Genomic DNA, 25,086 nt, shown 5'->3' on the forward strand with positions numbered 1-25,086 from the left:
ATGACCATCGCCACTTATGACGCCATCGTGCTGGGTGCCGGCGCGGCCGGGCTGATGTGCGCCGCGACCGCAGGTCAGCGCGGGCGGCGCGTGCTGCTGCTCGATCATGCCGATCAGGTGGGGAAGAAAATTCTGATCTCAGGCGGCGGGCGGTGCAATTTCACCAACCTCCACGCGCGCGCGGAGACCTATCTCTCGGCGAACCCGCATTTCGCCAAATCGGCGCTCGCGCGCTACACGCCTGCCGACTTCATTGCGCTCGTCGATGCCTATGGCATTGCCTATCATGAAAAGACCTTGGGTCAGCTGTTCTGCGACGGCTCGGCAAAGCAGATCGTCGCCATGTTGCTTGGTGAGTGCGCAAAGGGCGGGGTCGATATTCGCTGCGGGGAAACTGTCGAAGAAGTCAGCCATGGGGACGCGATGTTTCGCGGCACATTCGGCAATCTTCATTTCGCCGCTCCCAACCTTGTCATTGCAACCGGCGGCCCGTCGATCCCCAAGATGGGCGCGACTGGTTTCGCCTACGACCTTGCGCGCCGGTTCGGTCTCAAGATCGTCGAACCGCGTCCCGCGCTCGTGCCGCTGACGCTCGGCGGCGACGATGTGCTCTTTCGCTCTCTGTCGGGGGTGGCGACGCCGGTCGAGGCGCGTTCGGGCAAAGCAGCGTTTCGCGAGGCGGCGCTGTTCACGCACCGGGGGCTCTCCGGCCCCGCGATCCTGCAAATCAGCAGCTATTGGCGGCACGGCGAACCGGTGACGATCGATTTCACCCCCGACGCCCCACTTGGCTGGCTGGTCGCGGCGAAACGCGAGCGCCCCCGCGCGACGCTCGCAGCGGCGCTGGCAAGCACCCTTCCCGACCGCCTCGCGCAGACGCTCGCCGAGCGGCTTGCATTGCCAGGCGAACTCGGGGCGCACACCGACCGCAGGCTCGCCGACACCGAGGCCAGGCTCCGCGGCTGGACCTTCCGGCCGAATGGCACCGAAGGCTTCACCAAGGCCGAGGTGACCGCAGGCGGCATCGCGACCGCGGGCCTCTCGTCGCAAACAATGATGGCCAAAAGCCCTCCAGGTCTCTATGCGGTCGGGGAAGCCGTGGACGTCACCGGGTGGCTGGGCGGCTATAATTTTCAATGGGCCTGGGCCAGCGGATACGCGGCGGGCCTCGCCCTTTAGGAAAAGACCGACACCATTTTCGCGTCATGCTGGACTTGTTTCAGCATCCATGGCCTGACGCTGCGACCTTTGGCCATGGACCCTGAAACAAGTTCAGGGTGGCGATCAATCGACGGTAATGCAGCGCCGTATGGAACTATCGAATCATGTCTTTCAATCATCTTTCACCCGTCCTCGCGGACGCGCTTGTCGCGCGTGGCTATGAGGCGCTCACGCCCGTGCAGTCCCAGGTTACCGAAGACGCGGCGCACGGCCGGGACCTGCTTGTTTCCGCCCAGACCGGGTCGGGCAAGACCGTCGCCTTCGGCCTAGCAATGGCGGGCGAGCTTCTGGACGGCGGCCGCCTTCCCTTCGCCGCCGCCCCCCTCGCGCTGATCGTTGCACCCACGCGCGAGCTGGCCCTGCAGGTCAGCCGTGAGCTCAGCTGGCTCTATGCGAAGGCCGGTGCGCGTATCGCAACCTGCGTCGGCGGCATGGACGCGAGCCGCGAGCGCCGCAATCTCAATCAGGGCGTGCATATCGTGATCGGCACACCGGGGCGCCTGCGCGATCATCTCGAGCGCGGAGCGCTCGACCTTGAAAGCCTGCGGGTCGCGGTGCTCGACGAGGCGGACGAAATGCTCGACATGGGATTTCGCGAGGATCTTGAAGAAATTCTCGATGCCACACCCCAATCGCGTCGCACGTTGCTCTTTTCCGCGACGATCCCGAAACCGATCGCGCAGCTCGCCAAGCGTTACCAGCGCGACGCGCTACGCATTTCGACCGTGGGCGAAGACCGCGGGCATGGGGACATCGCCTATCAGGTGGTCACGGTCGCGCCCGCCGATATCGAAGGCGCGGTGATCAATCTTCTGCGTCTTCATGAGCCCGACACGGCAATGCTCTTTTGTGCGACGCGCGACAATGTCCGGCGCCTTCACGCACGGCTGGTCAATCGCGGATTCGCCGCCGTCGCCCTGTCGGGAGAGCACAGCCAGAACGAGCGCAACCATGCGCTGCAGGCGCTGCGTGACCGCCGCGCCCGCGTTTGCGTCGCAACCGACGTCGCTGCGCGCGGAATCGACTTGCCGAGCCTCAGCCTCGTCATTCATGTCGAAATCCCACGCGATGCCGAAACGCTCCAGCACCGCTCGGGGCGCACCGGACGCGCGGGCAAGAAGGGCACCGCGGTGCTGATTGTCCCCTATCCGCGCCGTCGACGCGTCGACGCCATGCTGCGCGGTGCGCGAATTGAGGCCGAGTGGGGGAATGCGCCGACCGCGGCCGATGTTCGCCAAAAGGACCAGGAGCGACTCATCGAAAAGTTGCTCGCGCCAGTCGAGCACGAGCCCGATGACCTCGAACTTGCGCAGCGGCTGCTCGCCGAACGCTCGCCCGAGGATATTGCGGCGTCGCTCGTCCGCGCGCATCGCGCGACCATGCCGCCGCCCGAGGACCTCATCGACAACGGCCCTCCACCGCGCCGCGAGCGAGGCGGGCCCCTCGATCAGGCGGGCGATCATCCCCATCGCGGCGAGCGCTCTCCCCGACGCGAAGGGTTCGACGACAGCGTCTGGTTCCGACTCAACATCGGGCGGCGCCAGAATGCCGATCCGCGCTGGATTCTGCCGCTGCTTTGTCGCCGGGGCCATGTGACGAAGCATGAGATCGGCGCGATCCGCATCGGCCCCAGCGAGACCTTGTTCAACATTCCGCTCGCCATCGCCGACCGTTTCGCCGAGGCCGTCCAGCGCAGCGCCAACGCCGATGGCGAGGACGAGAGCGGAGTCGCGATCACGCCGGCGCCCGGCGGTGCTGCCTACCCCCCGCGGCGCGACAAGACGCCGCGCAGTGGCGGCAAGTCCTTTGCGGGCGGCGGAAAGCCCGGGGGTTTCAAGGCAAAACCCTATGGAAAGGGAAAAGGACGCCGACCGCGCTGACGCGCCCCTCCTCGCAGCAGGAGGGCGCGCATCGCACCGCCCCTTGCGCCGCATCTCTCTTCGTCCCAAAATCGGGCAGGAGCAGGAGAGGATGGAATGCAGGCGATTCAGGCCTTTATCGAGACGCAGGGCGGACCCGAGGTCATCGAGTGGCGCAAGGTGGCGCTGGGCGCGCCGGGCCGCGGGCAGGCGCTGGTACGGCAGAGCGCGATCGGGCTCAATTATATCGACATCTATCACCAGGGGAATCGCTTCAGGTTAACGCGGGGTCTTGAGTGAGGAGTTTCTGGAGGTAGTCGGGATTGAGGTTGGCGAGTTTACGGCGGACCTTGAGGCTGTGCTTATCGTCCTGAGCGCGCACCAGGTTCATGGCCATGTGTTTGACGACGGCCATATTTTGGGGGCCGGAACCGGTTCTGAGGCGGGCGAGGTCGTCATGGAAGACGACATCGAGGACCCAGTGAAGCCGGTTTTCGATGCCCCAATGGGCGCGTACGGCAGCGGCGAAGCTTTTGGCATCGAGCTTGGCAGAGGAGAGATAATAACGTCGCTCCTGCTCGAGGCGCCCCTGTCGTTCGACTTGGGTTTCGACCATCGCGATCATGGCGAGATGCGGGAATCGTGGTTCGTCGGGATAGCGCCGGTCGGAGAACAGCCAATCCACCTCGTGGCATACGACATGACGCCTGCTCTCGAGGCGGCCATGGTCCTTTTCGACCGTTTCGAAGGGCTTGGAGACTTGATCGGCGGGCGGATCAGCGAAGAAGCGGACTACATCCTTATAGGTAGCCGGCCGGTTGGCTTTGAGCGCCAGCAAATAATCGCCCCCCTTCGCCACGATCTTCTCGGCGATCTCGCTCTGGGTGCCCATGGCGTCGATCGTCACCAGCGCGCCCTTGAGTTCCAGTCGCTCGAGCAGGCGCGGAATGGCGACGATCTCGTTCGATTTATGCTCGATCGCCTCCTGTCCCAGAACCAGACGCTGGCGCGTCGCCCAGGCTGATACCATGTGCAGCGGATCACGGCCGCGGCCGCGGTCATGCGACCGGCGCGAGGTCTTGCCGTCGATCGCGATGATGTCCGGATCCTGCTCGCGCAGCGTCTCTACCCAGCTTGCAAAGCAGGATTTGAACAGCTCCTCGTCGATCGCATTGATCACGTCGTTCAATGTATCGTGCGCCGGTATCCCGCGCTCAAAGGGCAGAAAGCGGCGCAGGAAGTCCAGACGTTGCTGCCCCCACAGCCTGATCTCGACAAAATCTTCCATTCCGCTCAGCGTCGCGGACAGAACCAGAAACAGGATCTCTCGAAGTGGATAGATCACCCGCCATTGCTGGCGCGGATCCTTCAGCGCCGAAAAATGATCCAGTAGCGATACAGTGCCGGCCATCAAATGCCCCCTCCTAGGTGGAGCACCCCTGAATCAGCTCAGCACTTCAAACGCCACCCCCAATCGTTAACCTGAAGCGATTGCCCTGCATCTATCACCGCGACGGCACTTATCCTGTTGAACTGCCCGGGGGGCTCGGCCTCGAGGCGGCGGGCGAGGTGATCGCGGTCGGTGAAGGCGTCCACGCCCTCCAGCCCGGCGACCGCGTCGCAACCTTCGGACCGCAGCGCGACGCCTATGCCAGCGCGCGGATTGTTCCTGCCGCGTCGCTCTTCAAGCTGCCGGCGAGCATCGACGAGGAGACCGCTGCCGCGTCGGTACTCAAAGCCTGCACCGTCGAGGCGCTTGTCGAGCGCTGCGCGCGGGTCGAGGCGGGCTGGCCCGTGCTCGTTCATGCCGCGGCAGGCGGGGTCGGTCTCATCCTTGTCCAGTGGCTCAAGGCCATCGGCGCGACCGTGATCGGCACGGTCAGCACCGAGGCCAAGGAGCAGGCAGCGCGCGAGGCAGGCGCCGATCATGTCATCCGCTACAAGAGCGAGGATGTCGCTGCACATGTCCGCGAGATCACCGACGGGCAGGGCGTGCCGGTGGCCTTCGACGGCATTGGCATGGCGACGTGGGAGGTGTCACTCAAGGCTACCGCGCGGCGGGGCCTGATCGTCAGCTACGGCAATGCCGGCGGGCCCGTGCGGGGCGTCGATCTTGGCATTCTCGCGCGGCACGGGTCGCAGTTCGTCACCCGGCCGACGCTGTTCGACTATTATCTCGATCCGGGCGAGCGCGCCGCGGGCGCGGCGCGCGTGTTCGAGATGATCGGCGACGGCAAGATCAAGGTGACCATCGGGCAGCGCTATGGCCTTGAGGACGCGGCGCGCGCCCATGCCGATCTCGAAGCGGGCCGCACGACGGGTTCGACGCTCCTGATTCCGGACGTGGGATAGCCCCTTTTTGCCAGCGCAAAGGGGGCGTTAGCCCCTCAACCGTTCAGCATGCCAGGCGATATGCTCGGCCATGAAGGTCGAGATGAAATAATAGCTGTGGTCATAGCCCGGCTGCATGCGGATGGTCGCTTTCTGGCCCGCGCGCTCGCATGCCTCGGCCAGCAGCTCGGTCTTGAGCTGTTCGCCGAGAAAATTATCGGCCGCGCCCTGATCGACAAGCAGGTCGGGGAGCCGCGCGCCCGCTTCGATCAGCGCGCAGGCATCATAAGCGCCCCATGCCTCGCGGTCCTCGCCGAGATAGGCTGACAGCGCCTTTTCGCCCCACGGGCACTGCGTCGGCGCGGCGATCGGCGCAAAGGCCGAGACCGAACGAAAACGGTCTGGCGTGCGCAGCGCGACGGTCAGAGCGCCATGTCCGCCCATCGAGTGGCCGGTTATTCCCTGCCGGGCAAGGTCGGCGGCGGGACATTCGCGCAATATCAGCGAGGGCAGCTCATCCTCGACATAGGAGCGCATCCGGTAATGCTGCGCCCACGGTTCTTCGGTCGCATCGACGTAGAAGCCGGCGCCGAGGCCGAAGTCCCAGGCGCCGTCGGGGTCGTCGGGAACTCCTTCGCCGCGCGGGCTGGTATCGGGCGCGACAAAGATCACGCCATGTTCGGCGCAGGCGGCGCGATACTCGCCCTTTTCCATCACATTGGCATGGGTGCAGGTGAGGCCCGAGAGATACCAGAGGACGGGCAGCTTGGCTCCCGCTTCATGGTCGGGGACAAACATCGCGAAGGTCATGGCGGTGCCCGTCGTATCGCTTTGGTGCCGGTAGACGCCCTGCGTGCCGCCGTGGCTGCGGTTGGTCGAAACGGTTTCGAGTGTCATGAAGTATCCTGCGTCGGGATGGGAGCGGTCAGGGGATCATGACCCCAATGACGAAGGAGGTCCAGTATGGCGCCTCCCGACAGTCCCAATGTTCCGGTGTTGCGCAGCGGGTGGACATTGACGCGGTCCCGGGCCGCAAGTCCTGCGTCGAGCACCACCCTGATGCTGCCCGGCGGGGCGTTGATCGCTGCGAGCGGGGTCACCGAGCCCGGTGTGATCCCGAGCAGGCGCTGCATGTCCTCGGCCTTGCCGAAGCTCACGCGCTTGCAGCCGATCGCGGCGGGAAGCGCTTTCAGATCGACGCGCGCCTCGGCTGGCACTGTGACGAGCCAGAAAGCGCCGCCCGCGTCCTTCAGAAACAGATTTTTGGTGTGGGCCCCCGGAATCGCAGCGTTCACCGCGTCGCTTTCGGCGACAGTGAACACGGCGACATGCTCGTGCGCGGCGAAGGGAATGGCAAGCCTATCAAGGTCGGCCATCAGGCCCGCTTCGCCGCGCATGATTTTCAGCCCATCCGGTGGAGCGCGCAGAGCTTGTTGCCCGAGGGATCGCGAAGATAGGCGAGATACATCTTCATGCCGCTGCCTTCGCGCAGCCCCGGCGGGTCTTCGATCGCAGTGCCGCCAGCCTCGACTCCCGCGCGGTGCCAGGCATCCGCCTGTTCGGGATTCGCCATCGCAAAGCCGATGGTGCAACCGTTGCCCGCGGTCGCCGCCTGACCATCGATCGGCTTGGTCACCAGAAACAGTCCGCCGTTGTGGATGTAGATAATGCGCCCCTTGTCGTCGATGATGCCGGGCTTGCCGCCGATAGCCTGAAAGGTCGCGTCGTAGAATTTCTTCGACGCGTCGAGATCGTTCGATCCGACCATATTGTGGCTGTACATGGTGTCGCTCCTCCTTTTTTGGTTGCGATTAGCTACCTACCCCGCCCCGCCGGTCAGGACCAGCCGCCATTGCGCCTGGCGTTCACCGAATTTGAAGAATCGGCGCCTCGCGGCCGCTAGCGGAAGACGACCGTCTTGCGTCCGTCGATCAGCACCCGCTGCTCTGCGACCCAGCGCACCGCGCGTGCCAGCACCTGCGCTTCGATATCGCGGCCGGTGCGAATGAGGTCGTCGACCGACTGGCGATGGTCGACGCGTTCGACCGCCTGCTCGATGATCGGGCCCTCGTCGAGATCACCGGTGACGAAATGGGCGGTCGCGCCGATCAGCTTCACCCCGCGTTCGTGCGCGCGGTGATAGGGTTTGGCGCCCTTGAATCCGGGAAGGAAGCTGTGGTGAATGTTGATGCAGCGCCCCGCGAGACGTTCGGAAAGGTCGCTCGAGAGAACCTGCATATAGCGGGCGAGCACCAGATATTCCGCCTCGCCCTCGGCCATGATGCGCAGCATCGCGGCCTCCTGTTCGGCGCGGTTGGCGTCGCTCACCGGTAGATGGTGGAAGGGAACGCCGTGCCATTCGGTGAGGCGGCGCAGCGTGTCGTGGTTCGACACGACGCCGACGATGTCGATCGCGAGATTGCCGGTCGACCAGCGGTGCAGCAGGTCGTTGAGACAATGGCTCCCCTGCGACACCGCGATGACGAAACGCGGCTTCGCCGCGCGGTCGATGATCCGCGCATCCATTTCAAAGCGTGCGATGATCGGCGCGAAAGCCGCCTGCACGGCCGCCAGTCCTTGCGGGAAGCGCGCTCCCGCGCCGCGGAACTCGACGCGCATGAAGAAGCGCCCCGAATCGAGATCCGCATATTGCTGGCTGTCGAGAATGAAGCCGTCGCGCTCGGCGAGCAGCCCCGTCACCGCAGCAACGATACCGATCTTGTCCTCGCACGCCAGCGTGAGGATGTAGCGCGCAGCCGCGTCCTTGCGCATATCAGCCGGACATCTTGTGGAAGGCGCAAAGCTTGTTGCCCGCCGGGTCGCGCAAATAAGCAAGGTAGAGTATACGGCCCTCGGTTGCGTGCCGAATGCCTGGTGGATCTTCGGCGGTCGTGCCGCCGTTCGCCAGTCCCGCAGCGTGCCACGTTTCCACCATGTCGGGTGAGGCGGCGAGCAGCCCGAGCGTATGCCCGTTGCCGCACGCTGCGGCCTCGCCATTGACCGGCTTCGTGATGAGCAGGCGTCCGCCGTTGTGTGTGTATATGAGGCGCCCGCGCTCGTCGATCTGCCCTTCGGGCACGCCGAGCGTTCCGAGCACTGCGTCGTAGAAGGCCTTGCTCGCGGCGATGTCGTTCGACCCGAGCGTCACGTGACTGAACATGACCTTGGTCCTTTAATAGACAACGACGCTGCGGATGCTTGCCCCTGCGTGCATCAGGTCGAAGCCCTTGTTGATTTCCTCGAGCGTCAGGACGTGGGTGATCATCGGGTCAATCGCGATCTTGCCAGTCATATACCAGTCGACGATCTTCGGGACATCGGTGCGCCCCTTGGCGCCGCCGAAGGCGGTGCCCTTCCAGACGCGGCCGGTCACGAGCTGGAACGGGCGGGTACTGATTTCCTTGCCCGCCTCGGCAACACCGATGATGATGCTCTCCCCCCAGCCGCGATGACAGCATTCGAGCGCGGTGCGCATCACCTCGGTATTGCCCGTCGCATCGAAGCTGTAATCGGCTCCGCCGTCGGTGACCTCGAGAATCTTGGCGACCGTCTCGTCACGCGACAGACCCTTGGAATTGATAAAGTGGGTCATGCCAAATTTGCGGCCCCATTCCTCGCGGTCGGGGTTGATGTCGATGCCGATGATCTTGTCGGCACCGACCATCCGGGCGCCCTGGATCACGTTGAGGCCGATGCCGCCGAGTCCGAAGACCACGACATTCTCGCCCGCCTGCACCTTCGCCGTGTTGACGACCGCCCCGACGCCGGTGGTGACGCCGCAGCCGATGTAGCAGCTCGTCTGAAATGGCGCGTCCTCCCGGATCTTGGCGACCGCAATCTCGGGGAGCACGGTAAAGTTGGAGAAGGTCGAGCAGCCCATATAGTGATAGATGGTCTCACCCTTGTAGCTGAAACGCGAGGTACCATCGGGCATCAGTCCCTTGCCCTGCGTCGCGCGGATCGCAGTGCAAAGGTTGGTCTTGCCCGAAAGGCAGCTTTTGCACTGACGGCATTCGGGGGTGTAGAGCGGGATCACATGGTCGCCAGGCTTCACGCTGGTCACGCCCGCGCCGACCTCGCGCACGATTCCGGCGCCCTCATGCCCCAATATGCTCGGGAAGATGCCCTCGCTGTCGAACCCGTCCAGCGTATAGGCGTCAGTGTGGCAAATGCCTGTCGCCATGATCTCGACCAGCACCTCGCCCGCCTTCGGGCCTTCAAGGTCAAGCTCGACGATTTCGAGGGGCTTTTTCGCTTCAAACGCAACAGCAGCACGGGTTTTCATCGGCCGGTCTCCTTTTTGCTGGCTATCAGCACTCCACGACGCTGACCGCAAGCCCTCCCTTTGACGTTTCCTTATATTTGTCGCGCATGTCGCGGCCGGTTTGCAGCATCGTCGCGATGACCGTGTCGAGGCTGACGACGTGGGTGCCGTCGCCGATCATCGCGATGCGGCTCGCGTCGATCGCCTTGATTGCGCCCATTGCGTTGCGTTCGATGCAGGGGATCTGGACGAGGCCGCCAATCGGATCGCAGGTGAGACCAAGGTTGTGCTCCATACCGATTTCAGCCGCATTCTCGATCTGCGCATTGGTGCCGCCCAAAGCTGCGGTCAGCCCCGCCGCCGCCATCGAGCAGGCGACTCCCACTTCGCCCTGGCAGCCCACCTCGGCGCCCGAGATGCTCGCGTTGCGCTTGTAGAGAGCGCCGATCGCCCCGGCGGTGAGGAGGAAGATACGCACACCGGCAGCGTCGCCCCGATAACTGCGGCGATAATAGCGGATCACCGCGGGGATGATCCCGGCGGCGCCGTTCGTCGGTGCGGTAACGACGCGCCCGCCCGCGGCATTCTCCTCATTCACCGCCATCGCCCAGAGGTTGATCCAGTCCATCATCGCCATCGGATCGGAAAGGTTCGCCTCCTGTCGCTCGCGAATGTCCGCGGCAATCTGCGGCGCGCGGCGCTTGACCTTGAGACCGCCCGGCAGCGTGCCGGTGCTCGAACACCCTGCATCGATCGAAGCGTCCATCGCCGCAGCGATGCTGTCGAGCCCCGCGTTGACCTCTTCACGGCTTCGCAAGACGAGTTCGTTCGCGAGCATCATCTCGGCAAAGCTCTTGCCCGATGCCGCGCCCATTTCGATGAGATCGGCTCCCGAGGTGAAGGCGAAGGGTTGTTCGACCTCATTCTCGCCGCCGCGGCTGTTTCGGCCGGCCTCATCCTCGTCGACGACGAAGCCGCCGCCGACCGAGAAATACATGCGCCTCACCAAAATCTCGCCTTCGCCGTCGCGCGCCGTGAAGCTGAGCGCGTTGCTGTGGAAGGGCTGGCGCTGCTTCATCTGAAAATGGAGGTCGCGCGCAGGCTCGAAGCGGGCGGGGTGGCGGCCCAGCAGGTCAAGGACGCCTTCCCCAGCGGCTCGGGCCCAATGCGCCTCGATCGCGGCGAGGCTTGTCGAGGCAGGGATTTCGCCTGCGAGCCCCGCGACCAGAGCGGTATCGGCGGCGTGGCCCTTTCCGGTCAGCGCGAGCGAGCCATAAAGATCGGCCTCGACATGCGCGGTCCTCGCCAGCAAGCCATGTTCCTCGAGCCAGATCGCAAAGCGGCGCGCCGCAACCATCGGTCCCACGGTGTGCGAGCTTGAAGGGCCGACGCCAATCTTGAAAAGGTCAAAGAGGCTGATCGTCATAGCGGCGCCTATAGGCGAAGCGCGATCAGCAAGATAGATGCGCGCGAGGAACCCGAGCACCGTGTCCGACCGGTCGCCAAAGGACCAGGCAGGCTTTCCAGAATAGCGGCCGAGCAGCGCTGGAAAAGGTGAGGGTGCGGGCGTGGCCAATGCCCCGGACCGCACCCCGTTCACCGCAAACGTGCGACAAGATCGCCCGTCTCGCTGCCTCCCCCAGCAAGGGGGAGGCGTTTTTACGTTCAGGCGGCCGGATAGGTCCAGCTGCCGCCGCGGGCGAGATTCTCGGCCGCGAAATCCCAGTTCAGAAGCTCATCGACGACCGCATTCACATAGTCGGGGCGGACATTCTTGCGGTCGATATAATAGGCATGTTCCCACACGTCGATGACGAGGAGCGGGGTGATACCCGCGGTCAGCTCGGTTCCCGCGTCATGGGTGTCAGTGACCGACAGCGCGCCGTCGCGCGAGACGAGCCACGCCCAGCCCGACGCGAAATGGTTGACCGCGGTGTCCTTCAGCTTCTTTTTCAGTTCATCAAGCGAACCGAAGTCGCGGTCGATCGCAGCGGCGAGATCACCCGAGGGCGCGGTCTTCGCGGGCGACAGGCTATTCCAGTAGAAGGCGTGATTCCAGGATTGAGCGCTGTTGTTGAAGAGACCCTTGTTCCCCGACCCTTCGGCGTGGTGGATGATTTCCTCAAGGCTCTTGTCCGCAAGTTCGGTGCCCTCGATCGCGGCATTGACCTTGTCGACATAGGTTTTGTGATGCTTGCCATGGTGCGTCGCGAGCGTGTCGGCCGAAATATGGGGCGCCAGCGCGTCCTGGGCGTAGGGCAGCGGCGGGAAAGCGATCGTCATGACAGTCTCCGTTTTCTTTTGCAGATGGCCTCTAATTCGACCCTTCCTCCGGCAGTTGCAAGCCCCTGGGCAGGCAATTTTTCTTTCCCCGCCTTCAAGAATCACGTCGCCATTGCACGCAATGTCGCAATACGATCGGCCTCTTCGGCTGGCTTGTCGCGGCGGATGCGCGAAATGCGCGGAAAGCGCATGGCGAGGCCCGACTTGTGCCGCTTCGAGGCGTGAATCGAATCGAACGCAACTTCGAGTACCAGCGTCTTTTCGACCTCGCGCACCGGGCCGAAGCGGCCAATCGTGTGATCGCGGACGAATTTGTCGAGCCATTTCAGCTCTTCGTCGGTGAAGCCCGAATAGGCCTTGCCCACCGGCAACAATTCGCCCGCATCGGTCCAGCAGCCGAAGGTATAATCCGAATAGAAGCTTGCACGGCGCCCGTTACCGCGCTGCGCATACATCATGACGCAATCGGCAACGAGCGGGTCGCGCTTCCATTTGTACCAGAGCCCTGCCCGGCGACCCGCGATATAGGGCGCGTCGCGGCGCTTGAGCATCACCCCCTCGATCGCGGCGTCGCGGGCGCCGGCGCGCAAGGTCGCAAGTTCCTCGAAATGCGCCGCCTCGATCACGGGCGAGAGGTCGAAATGGCTCGCCGCGAGGCGCGGCACGAAACCCTCCAGCTGGCGCCGCCGCTCATGCCATGGCAGGGCGCGCAAGTCGGCCCCGTCGACCGCAATCAGGTCATAGACGCGCACGAAGGCGGGATAGTCGGCGAGCATCTTTCTTGTCACCGTCTTGCGCCCCAGCCGCTGCTGAAGCGCGTTGAAGCTTGCCGCGCCACCCTCGGCCCCGCCCTGCGCCTCGCCGCGAACAAGCAGTTCGCCGTCGATCACCGCGTCCTGGTCAAAGGCAGCAAGAAGTTCGGGAAAAGCCCCGCCGATCTCCTCGCCGCCACGGCTGTAAATACGCGTCTCGCCGCCTCCGTGGACGAGCTGGACGCGGATTCCGTCCCATTTCCATTCGGCCGCGAAATCGGAAAGGTCGATGCTCTCGCCCTCGAGCGGATGAGCGAGCATGAAGGGGCGGAAGAAGGCGACATCGGTAAGGTCGGGGCGCGGCGCCTTGCCCTCGCCCCAGGCAAAAAGCGTCGTATAGGGAGGCGGGATCGCGTGCCACAGTTCTTCGACATCGTCGATGGAGACATCAAAGGCCTGCGCAAAGGCCTGTTTCGCGAGCCGCGCCGAAACGCCGACGCGCATGCCCCCGAGCGCAAGCTTGAGCAGGGCATAGCGGCCGTCGCCGTCGAGCCGGTCGAGCAGCGAGGTGAGAATGGCCGGGGCGTCACCTCGTGTCGCGCGCGACAGCGCATCGACTGCCTGCGCGACGGACAATTCCTCTGCCTCTTTCCCGAGCGCCGCCTCGGGCCAAAGCAGCGCCGCCGTCTCGGCGGTATCGCCGACGAAATGGCGCGACAGGCGGAACAATTCCTCGTCGACGCGGGCGCCGAGCAAGGCGCGCACCGTTCCCGCCTTGACCGCCGGAAAATCCAGCGCGTCGGTCAAGGCCGCGAGCGCCCAGCCGCGATCGGGATCGGGGGTGTGCCGGACATAGTCGACGATCAGCGCCAGCTTGCTGTTGCGCGAGCGCGTGTAGACAAGCCGGTCGATGAGAGCCGCGAAGCGCTTCACGCCTCTTCCTCCTGATCACGGCCGATCAAGTGGAGCGCCCGCGCCTTGCGCTGGGTGAGCTCGCACCAGCGCAGCAACCCTTCCTCGCTGCCGTGGGTGATCCAGCTTTCCTGTGGGTTCACCTCGGCGATCGTGGCGGTGAGTTCGTCCCAGTCGGCATGGTCGGAAATGACAAGCGGCAATTCGACCATCCGCTGCCGTGCGCGCTGGCGCACACGCATCCAGCCCGATGCCATGGCGGTGACCGGGTCGGGAAGCCGCCGCGACCAGCGGTCGTTCAGCGCCGAGGGCGGTGCAAGAACGATCTGACCTGCCATCGCATCCTTGGCGCTTTCGCTGACAAGCCGCAGTTCGCCGAGATGGACTCCATGATCGGCATAAAGAGCGCACATGCGCTCGAGCCCCCCGTGAATGAAGATGGGCGCTTGCCAGCCTGCAGCGCGCAGCTCGGCGATCACCCGCTGCGCCTTGCCGAACGCATAGGCACCGACAAGCACACAGCGGTCGGGCTCGGCGCGCACCGCGGCGAGCAGCTTGGCAATTTCGCCTTCGGTCGGCGGGTGCCGGAACACCGGAAGGCCAAAAGTCGCCTCGGTAATGAAGATATCACAGGGAACGATTTCAAATCGCGCGCAGGTGGGGTCGGCGCGGCGCTTGTAGTCACCGGTGACGACGATCCGCTCGCCTTGATATTCCATCAGGATTTGCGCACTGCCAAGGACATGCCCCGCGGGATGAAAACTGAAGCGTACCCCGCCACGCTCAAACCCCTCGCCGTAGGCAATGGCCTGATTATGGTGTGCCGCGATATCGACGCCGTAGCGCAGCGCCATGATCGCAAGCGTCTCCGGCGTCGCGAAAACCGCATGATGGCCGCTGCGTGCGTGGTCGGCATGGCCATGCGTCACCGCGGCGCGCTCGACGGCGCGCGCAGGGTCGATCCACAGGTCTGCGGGCCGCACGTAAAGCCCGTGGGGATGCGGTTCGAGCCATGTCTTGGCCCTTGCCATCAGGCAGCTAGATCCCGTGCGCGGGCGAGGTCGGCGACAAAAGCTGCGCGCTCGGACGCTGCGCGTCGCTTGTCGGGCATGCGCAGCAGGAAGGAGGGGTGGATCGTCGCGATCAGCTGACCTCCGCCATCGAGCCGGTGCACCCGGCCGCGCATCGACTTGATGCTTGCCGTCTTGCCAGTCACGCCGCGCAGCGCGCTTGCGCCCAAGGTTATGATCAGGTCAGGCTTTACGAGCGCCCGCTCCTTGTCGAGCCACCAGCGGCACGCGTCGATCTCGCCCGCGCTGGGGTTCTGGTGCAACCGCCTCTTGCCGCGAGCTATGAATTTGAAATGTTTCACCGCGTTGGTCAAAAATAGCTGCCGCCGGTCGAGCCCCGCTTCGGCGATCGCTGTATCCAGCAATTGTCCCGCCGGGCCCACGAAGGGGCGACCCTGCAAATCTTCCTGGTCGCCCGGCTGTTCGCCGACAAGCATGACGCGCGCCATTTTCGGCCCCTCGCCCGCTACGCCCTGCGTCGCGTTGCAATAAAGCGGGCAACGTTTGCATCTGTCGACGGCGCGCGCGAGCCCTTCGAGCGTCGATACATCGTCGGGGGCGTTATCCTCGGGCACACGCGTCCGCCATTTCTCGGTCAAGGGGTTCGCCGAAGAAACGGCCGCTTCGCGCATGCGTTCCGCTCGCGCCTCGGCACCCGCGACGAGCGACGCTATATCCTCAGCCTCGGGCAGATTTTTCCAGTATTTCTTGGGCATTTCAGCGCGCATCGCGGCGATCTTTACCCGCGCCGGATTGAAAATTGCGCCATAATAGGTGCGCCATTGTTCCTCGACGACGTCGGTGTCGGGCACTTCATCCCTGCTCCCGCCGGGACCATAGGTCAGTGTCTCATTCCGCCAGATCGCACGAGCATCGGGCGTCACGATCGCCCAGTCCATCCCAAAAAAGCGCCGCTGGAAAAAGGGAGCGGCCAAGGGGATGATCCTGTGCGATGGCTCGAACCATGCCACGAAACACTCACGCCCCGCCTCCTCGCCGAGGCGGCGGAAACGCACGAAGGCATGCATCTTGTGGACATCGCGGCGGATCGCCTTGTCGGCCTTGCGCAGCCAATCGATATCGGGGTCGGCCCCCCGCGCGAGTAACTGCTTGTCGTGCGCTGCGCGCCAGATGATCCGGTAGAGGCGCGCAGGCACATCGGCATCCCTGTGGCAGATTACCCGCTCGGCCACCTCGATCAGCTCGCGCGGCAGGTTCACGGGCGCTCCCGACCGGGGAAGGCTCCCCTCGCCGAACAGCGATGCACCCGCGGAGCCGACGCGCCAGCCCACCTCCTCGGGCGCGACCCCGCCCGCAAGCAAGCGGCGCGCCGCACTTCGCCACGCGTCAAAGTCCCCCGGTTTTTCAAGCTGCACATCTTTCATAGCGCGAGTGCCAATTGTTCAGCCGGCGGCGCAAAGCGCGCGCGCAGTTCGGCGCTGTCGGTCAGCGAACCCGGCCGCCAGTCGGGAGTGACGATGAAGGGAAGCAGCTTCTTCACCGATGCAGTAAATCGGGCGAGGTCGCCCAGCCGGAGCCGCCCCAGCCGCCGGGCCGCGACAATGCGATCGACAGCGCGTGTTCCAAGTCCCGGCACGCGCAGCAAGAGCTCGCGCGGCGCGCGGTTGATGTCGACGGGAAATATCTCGCGCCGCTGGAGCGCCCAGGCGAGCTTGGGGTCGATCGCAAGGTCGAGCATACCGTCCTTGGCGCCCTCCAGGATCTCGGTCCGCTCGAACCCGTAGAAACGCAGCAGCCAGTCGGCCTGATACAGACGGTGCTCGCGCATCAGCGGCGGGCGCAGCGGTGGCAGGTCGCTGCTTGCGTCGGGGATCGGACTGTACGCCGAACAATAGACGCGGCGGAGCTGGTATCCTGAATAGAGATTGGTCGCGGTCTTGAGAATATCATCATCGCGGGCGGCATCGGCGCCAACGATCATCTGCGTCGATTGTCCTGCCGGGGCAAAACGCGGGGGCCTTGCCTTGCCGATGAGCCGGCTTCTTGCCGCTTCGATCGCCTCGGATTCGCCGACGCGCACCGACGCCATCGTCTTGCGGATCGTCTCGCGCTTCTTCTCGGGAGCAAAGCTCGCCAGCCCGTCTTCGGTGGGCAGTTCGACGTTGGTTGAAAGGCGGTCGGCATAAAGTCCCGCCAGCGCCACCAGGCCCGGATCGGCACCCGCGATAGTCTTGAGATGAATATAACCCTGAAAGCGATGCTCCTCGCGCAGCAGGCGTGCGACCTCGACGAGCTGCTCCATCGTATAATCTTCCGAGCGAATGATGCCCGACGAAAGAAAGAGCCCCTCGATATAGTTGCGCTTGTAGAAATCGAGCGTCAGGCGAACCACTTCTGCAGGGCTGAACCGTGCGCGCTCGACGTTGCTCGAAGCGCGATTGATGCAGAAGCGGCAGTCGTAAATGCAAAAGTTGGTGAGCAGTATCTTGAGCAGCGAAATGCACCGGCCGTCGGGGGCATAACTATGGCAAATCCCCATGCCTTCGGTTGAACCGATGCCCTTCGTTCGGCTCGAATCGCGTTTCACCGTGCCCGACGAGGCGCAGGAGGCGTCATATTTTGCGGCGTCGGCCAATATGGCCAGCTTTTGGAGAATCGGTTTTCCGGACATGCGCCCATGAATAGCATGGGAACATATGGCGAACAAATAATCTGGGTTAAGCGGTCTATGCCTCGCGCCAGCGGGCGGGGAGCGAGATTTCGACGATGAGTCCGCCGGGGTCCCAGCGCCGCTCGATCGTTCCGCCCAGATTGTTTCGCACGCTGCGTTCGATGAGCAACGTGCCAAAGCCCGTGCGGTCGGGCGCGGAAACTTCGCCCGGGGCGCCGCTTTCTTTCCACGTCATCCGGAACTGCCGCTCACCCCCGTCGCCTGGGTCATTTGCCCAACGCACCTCAACCTTGCCACGTTCGCCCGACAGCGCGCCATGCTTGGCCGCATTGGTCGCAAGCTCGTTGAGGAGCAGTGCCATTGCGACCAGCGAATTTTCGGGAAGCAGCAAGTCCGGGCCCGACCAGCGCACCCCGGGGAAGGCCGCCTCGACCTCGCGCATCAAGGCATGCATCGACCCGGTCATGAAATTGGCGCCGAGCAGGACATTCTGCGCGCGGTTGAGCGCATCGAGCCGGCTGCTGATCCGCTCGACATAGTCATCGACGTCACGGGCCGAATGCCGGGTCAGCGAGATGATCGCGCCCACGGTGGCGAAAAGGTTTCGCATCCTGTGATGGAGCTCGCGCATCAAAAGATTGGCATTCTCCTGCCGGCTTTTCTGTTCGGTGATGTCGACGTTAATGCCCGTCAGGATCGCCTCGTCGCGCCGCACGTCCCAGTCGGCGCGGCCCGCGAGCCAGCGCACGCCGCGCTCGGGGTGCAAAACGCGAAATTCGCTGGCATAGAGGGTGCCATTGTCGATGGCTTGGTCAAGTGCCGCGCGAACCAGCGACCGGTCGTCAGGGTGGATGCGCTCGAAAACTCCGTCGAGCGATGCAAGAGCAACCTCATAATCCGCGCCCCATAACTCGCCAACCGCGCCGCGCCAACGCACCGCGCCGTCGTTCACATGGAGCTGCCAGATCGCTATGCTCGAATAATCGAGCGCGCGTTCAAGGATGTGGCGCGCTTCATCGCGCTCGACCGCCGTGCGCCGCAATTCCGCCTCCGCCATGATGATGGCTGCGAAATCCTCAAGCCGCTCGACCTCGCGCGGGCCAAGCGGATCCCGGGTCTTGCGGTCCATGACGCTGAGGGCGCCGAGCACGGCGCCATTATGCGCGCTCAGCGGCACCCCGGCATAGAATCGGATTGCAGCCTCGCCTGTGACGAGCGGATTGTCCCGAAAACGCGGGTCATGCGACGGGTCGGTGACAAGGAGCGGCCCGCCGCCCTTTATGACATGGTGGCAAAAACCGACGTCGCGCGGCAATTCGGTAAGGTCAAGACCTTGCGCCGATTTGAACCATTGCCGTTGATCGTCAACGAAGGAAATGAGAGCGATCGGCGCGTCGAAGAGGTCAGCGACCAACTTGGAAACTCGGTCAAAGGCCACCTCGGGCCTGCTCCCCATGATGCGATATTCGCGAAGGGTCTGCAGCCGCCAGCGTTCATCCCGTGAAGCCCCCTCTTCCCCACCTTTCGCCAATGGATGCCCCTCGCCTCCTGCGTGCGCCTTGGCGCCGCTCTGTTCCCGGGGCCGCTGTGCCATGAAATCGGTCCCTACAAAAGCATCGTCGTCCTTTTGAGGATTGATCGGCGGCCTGCCGAACATTCCCGGAGGACCGCATCACCGTCCCGGGAGTGTCTACGCATCCGCCGACGACAAGTTGCAGGGCCAGGGCGGGCTTTTTTGAACAGGTCACGGAACTCCCTGCCGCCAGGCGGCGTATCGATGGGACCAAAGGGAGGTTCTTGCATGACACTGGGAGAGGAAATTCGCGGTCATCTGCCGTTCCTGCGCCGCTACGCGCGCGCGTTGACGGGCAGTCAGCAGCACGGCGACAATTTCGTCCACACGCTGCTGGAGGTGATTGTCGCTGCGCCTGAAGAATTCGAACCCATCCCCGACGCGCGCACTGCTCTTTACCGCGCATTTCACCGCATCTGGGAAACGGTGTTCCTGTCCGATGGTGAAGGCTCGGATGACGAGGATCCGCTGATTCGCGCAGCCAATCGGCGCCTTGCCCGGATCACGCCACTGGCCCGCCAGATTCTGCTGCTGACCGCGCTCGAGGGTTTCTCGACCGAAGAAGCAGCCATGATCACCGGCACCGATACCGAGACCGTCGAGGCCCTGCTGGTGGAGGCGGTCGACGACCTGGATCGCGAGAGCAGAACGTCCGTGCTCATCATCGAGGACGAGCCCCTGATTGCGATGGAACTCGAGCAGATCGTCCGCGACCTCGGTCATGAGGTGGCCGGCGTCGCGACAACGCACGACGACGCTGTAGCAGCGTTCGAGGACACCGATGCCGGCCTCATCCTCGCCGACGTCCAACTCGCCGACGGATCCTCGGGCATCGACGCTGTGCAGGACATATTGGCTCGCGCGCCCGTACCGGCGATCTTCATTACCGCCTTTCCCGAACGACTGCTCAGCGGCAATCGCGTTGAGCCCACCTTCCTTATTTCCAAGCCCTTTCGCGAAAATACGGTCCGCGCCGCCATTAGCCAGAGCCTGCTCTTCACTCCTGAGCTGGCGGCCTGACCTGAGGCGCGCGATCAGGCGGCCGCCTGCAAATAGTCGGCGACGCTGTCGCGCCCCGGCCTGAGGCCCTTGAGCTGCAGGAGCGCGCCGGCGTTGCCGCGGTGATAGGTACCGTGGAGGCAGACATGGAGAATGATCTGCCCGCGGCTCATCCGCGCAGGCCTGCCGCTGGTGAAGGTAAAATCGACCGCTTCGTCGAAAGTCTCGGGTGGGAGCGGCTCGACATAGGCTGCGTACCAGTCGTCCACCTCGCTGATCCCGTGCTTCAGCGCGCCCAAGCGAGGGGGCGTTTCGGATTGCGGAGCGCGATAGGCGTGCGGCTTGCCTTCCAGATGGTGCTGGAAGATGCGGTCAACCACGTGGATATGATCGAGAAGACGAAGAAGAATATTCATGTCCTGCTCGCCGAGGGCGTCACAGCCCTGCTCGATCGCCGCAAACAGGTCCCGGTCGGCCCAGCGTTTTACATCGATAAGTTGCTTATAGGGCAAGCTGACCATCTGACGCTCCTTATTCACTCGTTGCCTCTTTGGGATTGCCAGAATATGAGCAATTGCTCACAATAGCTACTCGCATTGGCGAAAGGCACGCACATGCTGGTTCAAAAGCGTACGACGCGTGCAAGAAAGAAGGCTGCTCAGGCACGCTCGCGCGCCACGGTGGGGGCGCTGGTCGAGGCGACCGCTCGCATTCTGGTGCGCGAGGGCTTTGACCGGGCCAGCACGAATCGCATCGCCGAGGAAGCCGGCGTCAGTATCGGCTCGCTCTATCAATATTTCCCAGGCAAGGAGGCGCTCGTGGCCGCGGTCATCGAGCGCCACAACCACGATCTGATGCAGGTCGTTCGCCAAGCGATGTCAGAGGCTGCGCGCGAACCGATCGGAGTCGGGATCGGCTGCCTGGTCGCCGCCGCAATCGAGGCGCACGGGGTCCACCCAGCGTTGCACCGCGTTCTCGCCGAACAGACGCCGCGGACGGGCGAGCTCGAAGGAGTCGAACTCTTCCATCGCGAGGCTCTGGAGCTTTTCCGTGACTATCTGGAGGACCACCGCGCCGCGCTGGCCGTGACCGACCTCGATCTCGCCGCCTTCATCTGCGTCACCTCGATCGAGGCCCTCACGCATAGCGCGGTGATCCACCGCCCCGAGATCCTGGCCGGGGAGGCGCACCAACGGCTCGTCGCTGAGACATCGCGAATGATTGCAGCCTATCTTGGCGTTCGCGACGGGTCGTGACATTCCGCGGTGCTATTCTCCTGCCGGGCCGTTCGCCGTCAGATCGTCCACCTTGTCCATGATTGCCGCAAAAGCATCGCTCGCGGGCAGTTCGTCCTTGCTCCGCAGCGGCATCTCGCCGCCCTCCAAAATGTCCTGAAGCGCGGCGCGAGCGCGTGAAACGCGGCTTTTCATCGTTCCGATCGCGCAGCCGCAGATCGCGGCGCCTTCTTCGTAACTCAGTCCGCCCGCACCGATCAGGACCAGCGCTTCGCGCTGGTCGACCGGAAGCATGAGCAAGGCGCGCTGGACGTCAGCGAGATGCAGGCTGTCGCCCTGATCGTCGGGCGCCACCAGCATCTTCTCGGCCGCGAGTTCATCATATTCCGCCGTGAACTTCTTGCGCCGCATCTGCGACAAAAAGCAGTTGCGCAAAATCACGAAGGCCCAGCTTTTCATGCTTGCCGGCCCCGGGATATATTGTGCGCGCGCCTTCCACGCCTTCAGCATCGTTTCCTGCACCAGATCGTCGGCGAGATCAGCATTGCCCGTCAGGCTGCGACCGAAGGCGCGCAAATGCGGCAGCATCGCAGCAAGTTCGCGCTTGAAGCTGGCGTCGTCCAGGGGTTGGGAAGGGGCGTCGCTCGTCATGGCCGGCATCCCGCAGGATGCATCAGCGGCGCTGTAAAGAAACTTGTCATCTGGGGATGGCTTAGCCGGTGCTGCAGGCGTTGCAAAGCCCAACAATGACTTTGTCCCGTAGCGCGTCCACCGAGCTGCCGCGGCGCGCAGGCAGCCAACTGTGGCCTCGCTGCAACGCTTTGCCACGAAAATTCGGGGCTGGGGGAACTCCAAGGGCGCTTCTGTCGTTGCTCGCTCATGGCAACCCACGGCGAAAAGAGGATGAACGGTCACGGCGCTCCGCCGGCGATGGAAGATGGCTCGCGCTGGTCCCGCAGTCCCTTCCCCGGCACGGGCGGTGACGAATGGCATCGCGTGCTGACCGGACGGCAATCGCCCGAGCCGGTGAGCGCAAAACTGCGCATGATTTATGGAACGATTGTCGCGGAGGAGCTGCCCGACCGCATGCTCGATCTTTTGTCCCGGCTCGACCAGAAACGTCCCGAATGACCCGTCCCAATGCTGTGCAGCATTCCCAAGACGCGCCCGATGACAGCCCGCTGTCGGACACCGAGTTCAAGGCGCTTCTTGCCGATGTGATCCCGCATCTGCGCGCCTATGGACGAAGTCTGTCCGGCAATCCCGATCTCGCCGACGACTTGACGCAGGACACAATGGTCAAGGCGTGGGCGTCGCGCGACCGCTTCGAACGCGGAACCTCGATCAAGGCGTGGACCTTCGTCATCCTGCGCAACACCTTCCTGTCGCAAATGCGCCGTAACAAGTTTCGCGGCGAATATGACGAAGGCGCCGTCGAACGCACCCTATCCACCCCCGCGGCACAGGAAGATTCAGGGGAAATGGCAGACCTCCAGCGGGGACTGATGGAGTTGCCGCAGGACCAGCGCGAGGCACTGATCCTCGTTGGCGCAGGCGGCATGTCGTACGAGGAAGCGGCGGCCATCTGCGGCTGCGCGCTCGGGACGATGAAAAGCCGTGTTTCGCGCGCCCGCGCTGCACTCGAAGAGATTATGGCGCGCGGCCAGTTCTCGCAAAAGCGCGCCGAAGCGCCGCCTGCCAGCGAGGCCATCGACGCCATCATGGACAGCGTCGAGGCGATCGCGGCGCGCCGCGACGCGCGGCGCTGAAAGCGACCCGCCTCCTGGGGCACGCCAGTGCGGAGCGGATGAAATTCGCGTTCCGTCCCGCCCCTCACTTCAGCAGGCAAGGCTCGACATTGTGCCGCGCCCGCGGCAAACTTGCCTCCTCCAATAGTCAAGCGAGCCTTCCCATGAAGAGTTTCAGACCCCTCGCCTTTTCGGCCGCCTTCGTGATCGCGGCCTGTTCGGGCGGCAGCCAGCCCAGTGCCGCCGCCGATACGTCGCTCGACACATCGGGCGCCCAGCCCGCGGCGCCGCTCGCGGCCGCGCCGTTCACGGTGCAGGAGGTTGCGCGCTTTGCCGAGCCCTGGGCCATGACTTTCCTTCCCGGCGGGACCCGGGCGCTTGTGACGGAGCGGGCAGGCAAGCTCAAACTCTGGCAAGCAGGCGGCGCGGCGCGCGAGGTCGCGGGTGTGCCCCAGGTCGCCTATGGCGGCCAGGGCGGCTTTGGCGATGTAATTCTTGGGCCCGATTTTGCCGCAATCGGCACGATTTATCTAAGCTGGGTAGAGGCGGGTGCGAGCGACAGCCTTGGCGCCGTGGTCGGCAAGGCAAAGTTCGTGGACGGGGATACGCCGCGCATCGAAGGGCTCGAAATCATCTGGAAGCAGGACCCCAAGGTTCCTGGCCGCGGCCATTTTTCGCATCGCCTCGCCTTTTCGCCCGATGGCCAATATCTCTTCATTACGTCGGGAGAGCGGCAAAAATTCGACCCCGCCCAGGATATGGACAAAAATCTCGGCAAGATTGTTCGGCTGAAGCCAGACGGCAGCGTTCCCGCCGACAATCCCTTCGCCGACGCCGCGAAGGCGAACGGCGGCGTGACGGCGCAAATCTGGTCGCTCGGTCACCGCAATCTCCTCGGCATCGCCTTCGACGGAGCGGGACAGCTTTGGCAGCAGGAAATGGGCCCGAAGGGCGGCGACGAGGTCAATCTGGTCGAGCGCGGCGCCAATTACGGCTATCCGATCGTATCGAACGGAGACCATTATGACGGACGGGACATCCCCGATCATCCGACCCGTCCCGAGTTCAGCGCTCCGAAACTCTGGTGGAATCCCTCAGTCTCGCCAGGCGGGCTCGCCTGGTACGGCGGCGACCTCTATCCGGGTTGGAAAAACAGTCTGCTGATGGGGGCGCTCTCAGGGGAGGGACTGATCCGCATGGCCATCGATGGCGACAAGCTCCATAAATCCGACCGCTGGGACTTCGGCGCTCGCATCCGCGAGGTCGAGGTAAATGAAGACGGATCGGTTTGGCTGCTTACCGACGGAAAGGACGGAAAGCTACTCAAGCTGGTTCCCAAGAGCTAGCGCTTGCGCTCTCGTCCAGGGGACTTGATAGGGCCCTCGCTTTCCCCACCTTGGTACCCGGCAGGGATGGAAAACGCCCGCGTTGGCGGGAAAGACGAACGGAGCGTCCATGACCCGCACCTTCTGCTCCCTCGGCACCCGGAAATCCGCCTCTCTGCCAGGCACCGACGCCCCCCCGCCCCTCGCGCTTCTCTGGGGCGAAGCAGGCGGGCTGCTGCGCGCGCTCTGTGGCCGCGTCGGGCGCCTTGGCCGAATCCCCAATCCTGATAGCCCTCATCCGCCCGTGATGGTGCTGCCGGGCTTTCTGTCGGGCGACTGGGCCACCAGGACGCTGCGCGCCGACCTCCGCCGTGCGGGTTTTCGCTGCTACGCGTGGGGCCTTGGTTTTAACCGCGGCGCAACGGCCGACCTCCTCGAGCGCATCGACGGCCGCGTCGAGTGGATCATCGCCCGGACGGGACGCGCGCCCGCGCTTGTCGGCTGGAGTCTGGGCGGCATTTACGCGCGCGAATATGCCAAACATCATCCCGACAAGGTCGCGCGCGTCGTGACGCTCGGGTCGCCCTTTTCAGGGAGCCGCCGCGCCAACCGCGCATGGCGCCTCTATCATGCTGTTGCCCGGCATCCTGTCGAGTGTCCGCCGGTTGATTTCCACCCAGCACCGCGCCCCGCCATTCCAACATTCGCTCTATGGTCGCCGCGCGACGGCATCGTCGCCCCGGGGAGTGCGCGCGGCCTGCCGAGCGAAAGCGACCGGCAGGTGGAAGTCGACTGCAGCCATATGGGCTTCGCTTATGCTCCCGCCTCGGTGGCGGCGATCGTCACGGCCCTCACCGAAGAGGCCAGCGCGCGCGCCTGACC

At 64.3% G+C, this 25,086-nt stretch carries 26 protein-coding genes; 10 read left to right on the forward strand and 16 right to left on the reverse strand.

Translation table 11 applies throughout. The features are described from left to right. The 3 genes from LH20_RS15070 (at position 1) to LH20_RS15080 (ending at position 3,380) form a co-directional block, all read left to right on the forward strand. Positions 1 to 1,179 (forward strand): NAD(P)/FAD-dependent oxidoreductase, encoded by a 1,179-nt coding sequence (locus LH20_RS15070; protein ID WP_053554933.1) that lies wholly within the window; start codon positions 1 to 3, stop codon positions 1,177 to 1,179. A 146-nt stretch (positions 1,180 to 1,325) separates the two neighbouring features. Beyond that, complete coding sequence (locus tag LH20_RS15075; RefSeq protein WP_053554934.1) at positions 1,326 to 3,101, forward strand: DEAD/DEAH box helicase; 1,776 nt, start codon at positions 1,326 to 1,328, stop codon at positions 3,099 to 3,101. 96 nt (positions 3,102 to 3,197) lie between these two features. Continuing rightward, on the forward strand, positions 3,198 to 3,380 hold the full coding sequence (locus tag LH20_RS15080) for a hypothetical protein (RefSeq protein ID WP_053554935.1): 183 nt from the start codon (positions 3,198 to 3,200) through the stop codon (positions 3,378 to 3,380). On the opposite strand, the gene LH20_RS15085 is transcribed toward LH20_RS15080, so the two are convergent. Then, positions 3,355 to 4,491: an ISAs1 family transposase gene (locus LH20_RS15085; protein WP_053552998.1), complete on the reverse strand. Its 1,137-nt coding sequence runs from the start codon at positions 4,489 to 4,491 to the stop codon at positions 3,355 to 3,357. The two genes, LH20_RS15080 and LH20_RS15085, sit on opposite strands and share 26 nt — an antisense overlap. A gap of 80 nt (positions 4,492 to 4,571) precedes the next feature. Between LH20_RS15085 and LH20_RS15090 the strand changes: the two genes are divergently transcribed. Beyond that, a complete protein-coding gene (locus tag LH20_RS15090) occupies positions 4,572 to 5,432 on the forward strand; it encodes a quinone oxidoreductase family protein (protein WP_235526994.1) in 861 nt (286 codons plus the stop codon). A gap of 27 nt (positions 5,433 to 5,459) precedes the next feature. On the opposite strand, the gene fghA is transcribed toward LH20_RS15090, so the two are convergent. The 13 genes from fghA to LH20_RS15155 all read right to left on the reverse strand — a co-directional run bounded on the left by fghA (position 5,460) and on the right by LH20_RS15155 (position 18,918). Next, positions 5,460 to 6,308: an S-formylglutathione hydrolase gene (fghA, locus tag LH20_RS15095; RefSeq protein WP_053554936.1), complete on the reverse strand. Its 849-nt coding sequence runs from the start codon at positions 6,306 to 6,308 to the stop codon at positions 5,460 to 5,462. Then, positions 6,305 to 6,787, reverse strand: a complete 483-nt coding sequence (locus tag LH20_RS15100) for a prolyl-tRNA synthetase associated domain-containing protein (protein ID WP_442800437.1) — start codon at positions 6,785 to 6,787, stop codon at positions 6,305 to 6,307. Before LH20_RS15100 ends, fghA begins: the two co-directional genes overlap by 4 nt. A 26-nt stretch (positions 6,788 to 6,813) precedes the next feature. Then, the gene (locus LH20_RS15105; protein WP_053554938.1) at positions 6,814 to 7,194 is read right to left on the reverse strand and encodes a VOC family protein; all 381 of its coding nucleotides are present in this window, start codon (positions 7,192 to 7,194) and stop codon (positions 6,814 to 6,816) included. Positions 7,195 to 7,310: 116 nt separating this feature from the next. Next, positions 7,311 to 8,183, reverse strand: a complete 873-nt coding sequence (purU, locus tag LH20_RS15110; RefSeq protein WP_053554939.1) for a formyltetrahydrofolate deformylase — start codon at positions 8,181 to 8,183, stop codon at positions 7,311 to 7,313. A 1-nt stretch (position 8,184) separates the two neighbouring features. Continuing rightward, positions 8,185 to 8,571: a VOC family protein gene (locus tag LH20_RS15115; RefSeq protein WP_053554940.1), complete on the reverse strand. Its 387-nt coding sequence runs from the start codon at positions 8,569 to 8,571 to the stop codon at positions 8,185 to 8,187. Between the two features lie 12 nt (positions 8,572 to 8,583). Then, complete coding sequence (locus LH20_RS15120) at positions 8,584 to 9,696, reverse strand: S-(hydroxymethyl)glutathione dehydrogenase/class III alcohol dehydrogenase (RefSeq protein ID WP_053554941.1); 1,113 nt, start codon at positions 9,694 to 9,696, stop codon at positions 8,584 to 8,586. Positions 9,697 to 9,721: 25 nt separating this feature from the next. Further along, positions 9,722 to 11,101, reverse strand: a complete 1,380-nt coding sequence (locus tag LH20_RS15125) for an L-serine ammonia-lyase (RefSeq protein ID WP_053556304.1) — start codon at positions 11,099 to 11,101, stop codon at positions 9,722 to 9,724. A 239-nt stretch (positions 11,102 to 11,340) separates the two neighbouring features. Continuing rightward, positions 11,341 to 11,958 carry a superoxide dismutase gene (locus tag LH20_RS15130; RefSeq protein WP_053554942.1) on the reverse strand — a complete coding sequence of 206 codons (618 nt, stop codon included), beginning with the start codon at positions 11,956 to 11,958 and terminating at the stop codon, positions 11,341 to 11,343. Positions 11,959 to 12,059: 101 nt separating this feature from the next. Next, positions 12,060 to 13,643 carry a cisplatin damage response ATP-dependent DNA ligase gene (locus LH20_RS15135; RefSeq protein ID WP_053554943.1) on the reverse strand — a complete coding sequence of 528 codons (1,584 nt, stop codon included), beginning with the start codon at positions 13,641 to 13,643 and terminating at the stop codon, positions 12,060 to 12,062. Then, entirely contained in the window at positions 13,640 to 14,653 is a 1,014-nt protein-coding gene (locus LH20_RS15140) for a ligase-associated DNA damage response exonuclease (RefSeq protein WP_053554944.1), read from the reverse strand. The genes LH20_RS15135 and LH20_RS15140 overlap by 4 nt, the downstream gene beginning before the upstream one ends. After that, positions 14,653 to 16,077: a UdgX family uracil-DNA binding protein gene (locus LH20_RS15145; RefSeq protein WP_053554945.1), complete on the reverse strand. Its 1,425-nt coding sequence runs from the start codon at positions 16,075 to 16,077 to the stop codon at positions 14,653 to 14,655. Before LH20_RS15145 ends, LH20_RS15140 begins: the two co-directional genes overlap by 1 nt. Continuing rightward, on the reverse strand, positions 16,074 to 17,324 hold the full coding sequence (locus tag LH20_RS15150) for a putative DNA modification/repair radical SAM protein (protein ID WP_053554946.1): 1,251 nt from the start codon (positions 17,322 to 17,324) through the stop codon (positions 16,074 to 16,076). Before LH20_RS15150 ends, LH20_RS15145 begins: the two co-directional genes overlap by 4 nt. 55 nt (positions 17,325 to 17,379) lie before the next feature. Continuing rightward, entirely contained in the window at positions 17,380 to 18,918 is a 1,539-nt protein-coding gene (locus LH20_RS15155) for a GAF domain-containing protein (RefSeq protein WP_053556305.1), read from the reverse strand. A 207-nt stretch (positions 18,919 to 19,125) separates the two neighbouring features. Here LH20_RS15155 and LH20_RS15160 point away from each other — a divergent pair, with 207 nt between their 5' ends. Then, positions 19,126 to 19,917 carry a response regulator gene (locus LH20_RS15160; RefSeq protein WP_053554947.1) on the forward strand — a complete coding sequence of 264 codons (792 nt, stop codon included), beginning with the start codon at positions 19,126 to 19,128 and terminating at the stop codon, positions 19,915 to 19,917. Positions 19,918 to 19,931: 14 nt separating this feature from the next. On the opposite strand, the gene LH20_RS15165 is transcribed toward LH20_RS15160, so the two are convergent. Beyond that, positions 19,932 to 20,417: a DinB family protein gene (locus LH20_RS15165; protein WP_053554948.1), complete on the reverse strand. Its 486-nt coding sequence runs from the start codon at positions 20,415 to 20,417 to the stop codon at positions 19,932 to 19,934. A gap of 93 nt (positions 20,418 to 20,510) precedes the next feature. Here LH20_RS15165 and LH20_RS15170 point away from each other — a divergent pair, with 93 nt between their 5' ends. Beyond that, positions 20,511 to 21,152, forward strand: a complete 642-nt coding sequence (locus LH20_RS15170; RefSeq protein ID WP_053554949.1) for a TetR/AcrR family transcriptional regulator — start codon at positions 20,511 to 20,513, stop codon at positions 21,150 to 21,152. Positions 21,153 to 21,164: 12 nt separating this feature from the next. Here the strand turns inward: LH20_RS15170 and LH20_RS15175 are convergent, their stop codons facing one another. Further along, positions 21,165 to 21,782: a sigma-70 family RNA polymerase sigma factor gene (locus LH20_RS15175; RefSeq protein WP_442800438.1), complete on the reverse strand. Its 618-nt coding sequence runs from the start codon at positions 21,780 to 21,782 to the stop codon at positions 21,165 to 21,167. Between the two features lie 252 nt (positions 21,783 to 22,034). Here LH20_RS15175 and LH20_RS15180 point away from each other — a divergent pair, with 252 nt between their 5' ends. From LH20_RS15180 to LH20_RS15195, 4 genes are all read left to right on the forward strand, one after another. Next, the gene (locus LH20_RS15180) at positions 22,035 to 22,262 is read left to right on the forward strand and encodes a NepR family anti-sigma factor (RefSeq protein WP_144423590.1); all 228 of its coding nucleotides are present in this window, start codon (positions 22,035 to 22,037) and stop codon (positions 22,260 to 22,262) included. After that, positions 22,259 to 22,900: a sigma-70 family RNA polymerase sigma factor gene (locus tag LH20_RS15185; RefSeq protein WP_053554952.1), complete on the forward strand. Its 642-nt coding sequence runs from the start codon at positions 22,259 to 22,261 to the stop codon at positions 22,898 to 22,900. Before LH20_RS15180 ends, LH20_RS15185 begins: the two co-directional genes overlap by 4 nt. A 143-nt stretch (positions 22,901 to 23,043) precedes the next feature. Beyond that, positions 23,044 to 24,225, forward strand: coding sequence for a PQQ-dependent sugar dehydrogenase (locus LH20_RS15190; RefSeq protein ID WP_053554953.1), 1,182 nt, complete (start codon positions 23,044 to 23,046; stop codon positions 24,223 to 24,225). Positions 24,226 to 24,334: 109 nt separating this feature from the next. Next, positions 24,335 to 25,084, forward strand: coding sequence for an esterase/lipase family protein (locus tag LH20_RS15195; RefSeq protein WP_053554954.1), 750 nt, complete (start codon positions 24,335 to 24,337; stop codon positions 25,082 to 25,084). Positions 25,085 to 25,086 lie beyond the last annotated feature (2 nt).

Origin of the sequence: Sphingopyxis sp. 113P3 (assembly GCF_001278035.1) — a bacterium.
GTDB lineage: Bacteria > Pseudomonadota > Alphaproteobacteria > Sphingomonadales > Sphingomonadaceae > Sphingopyxis.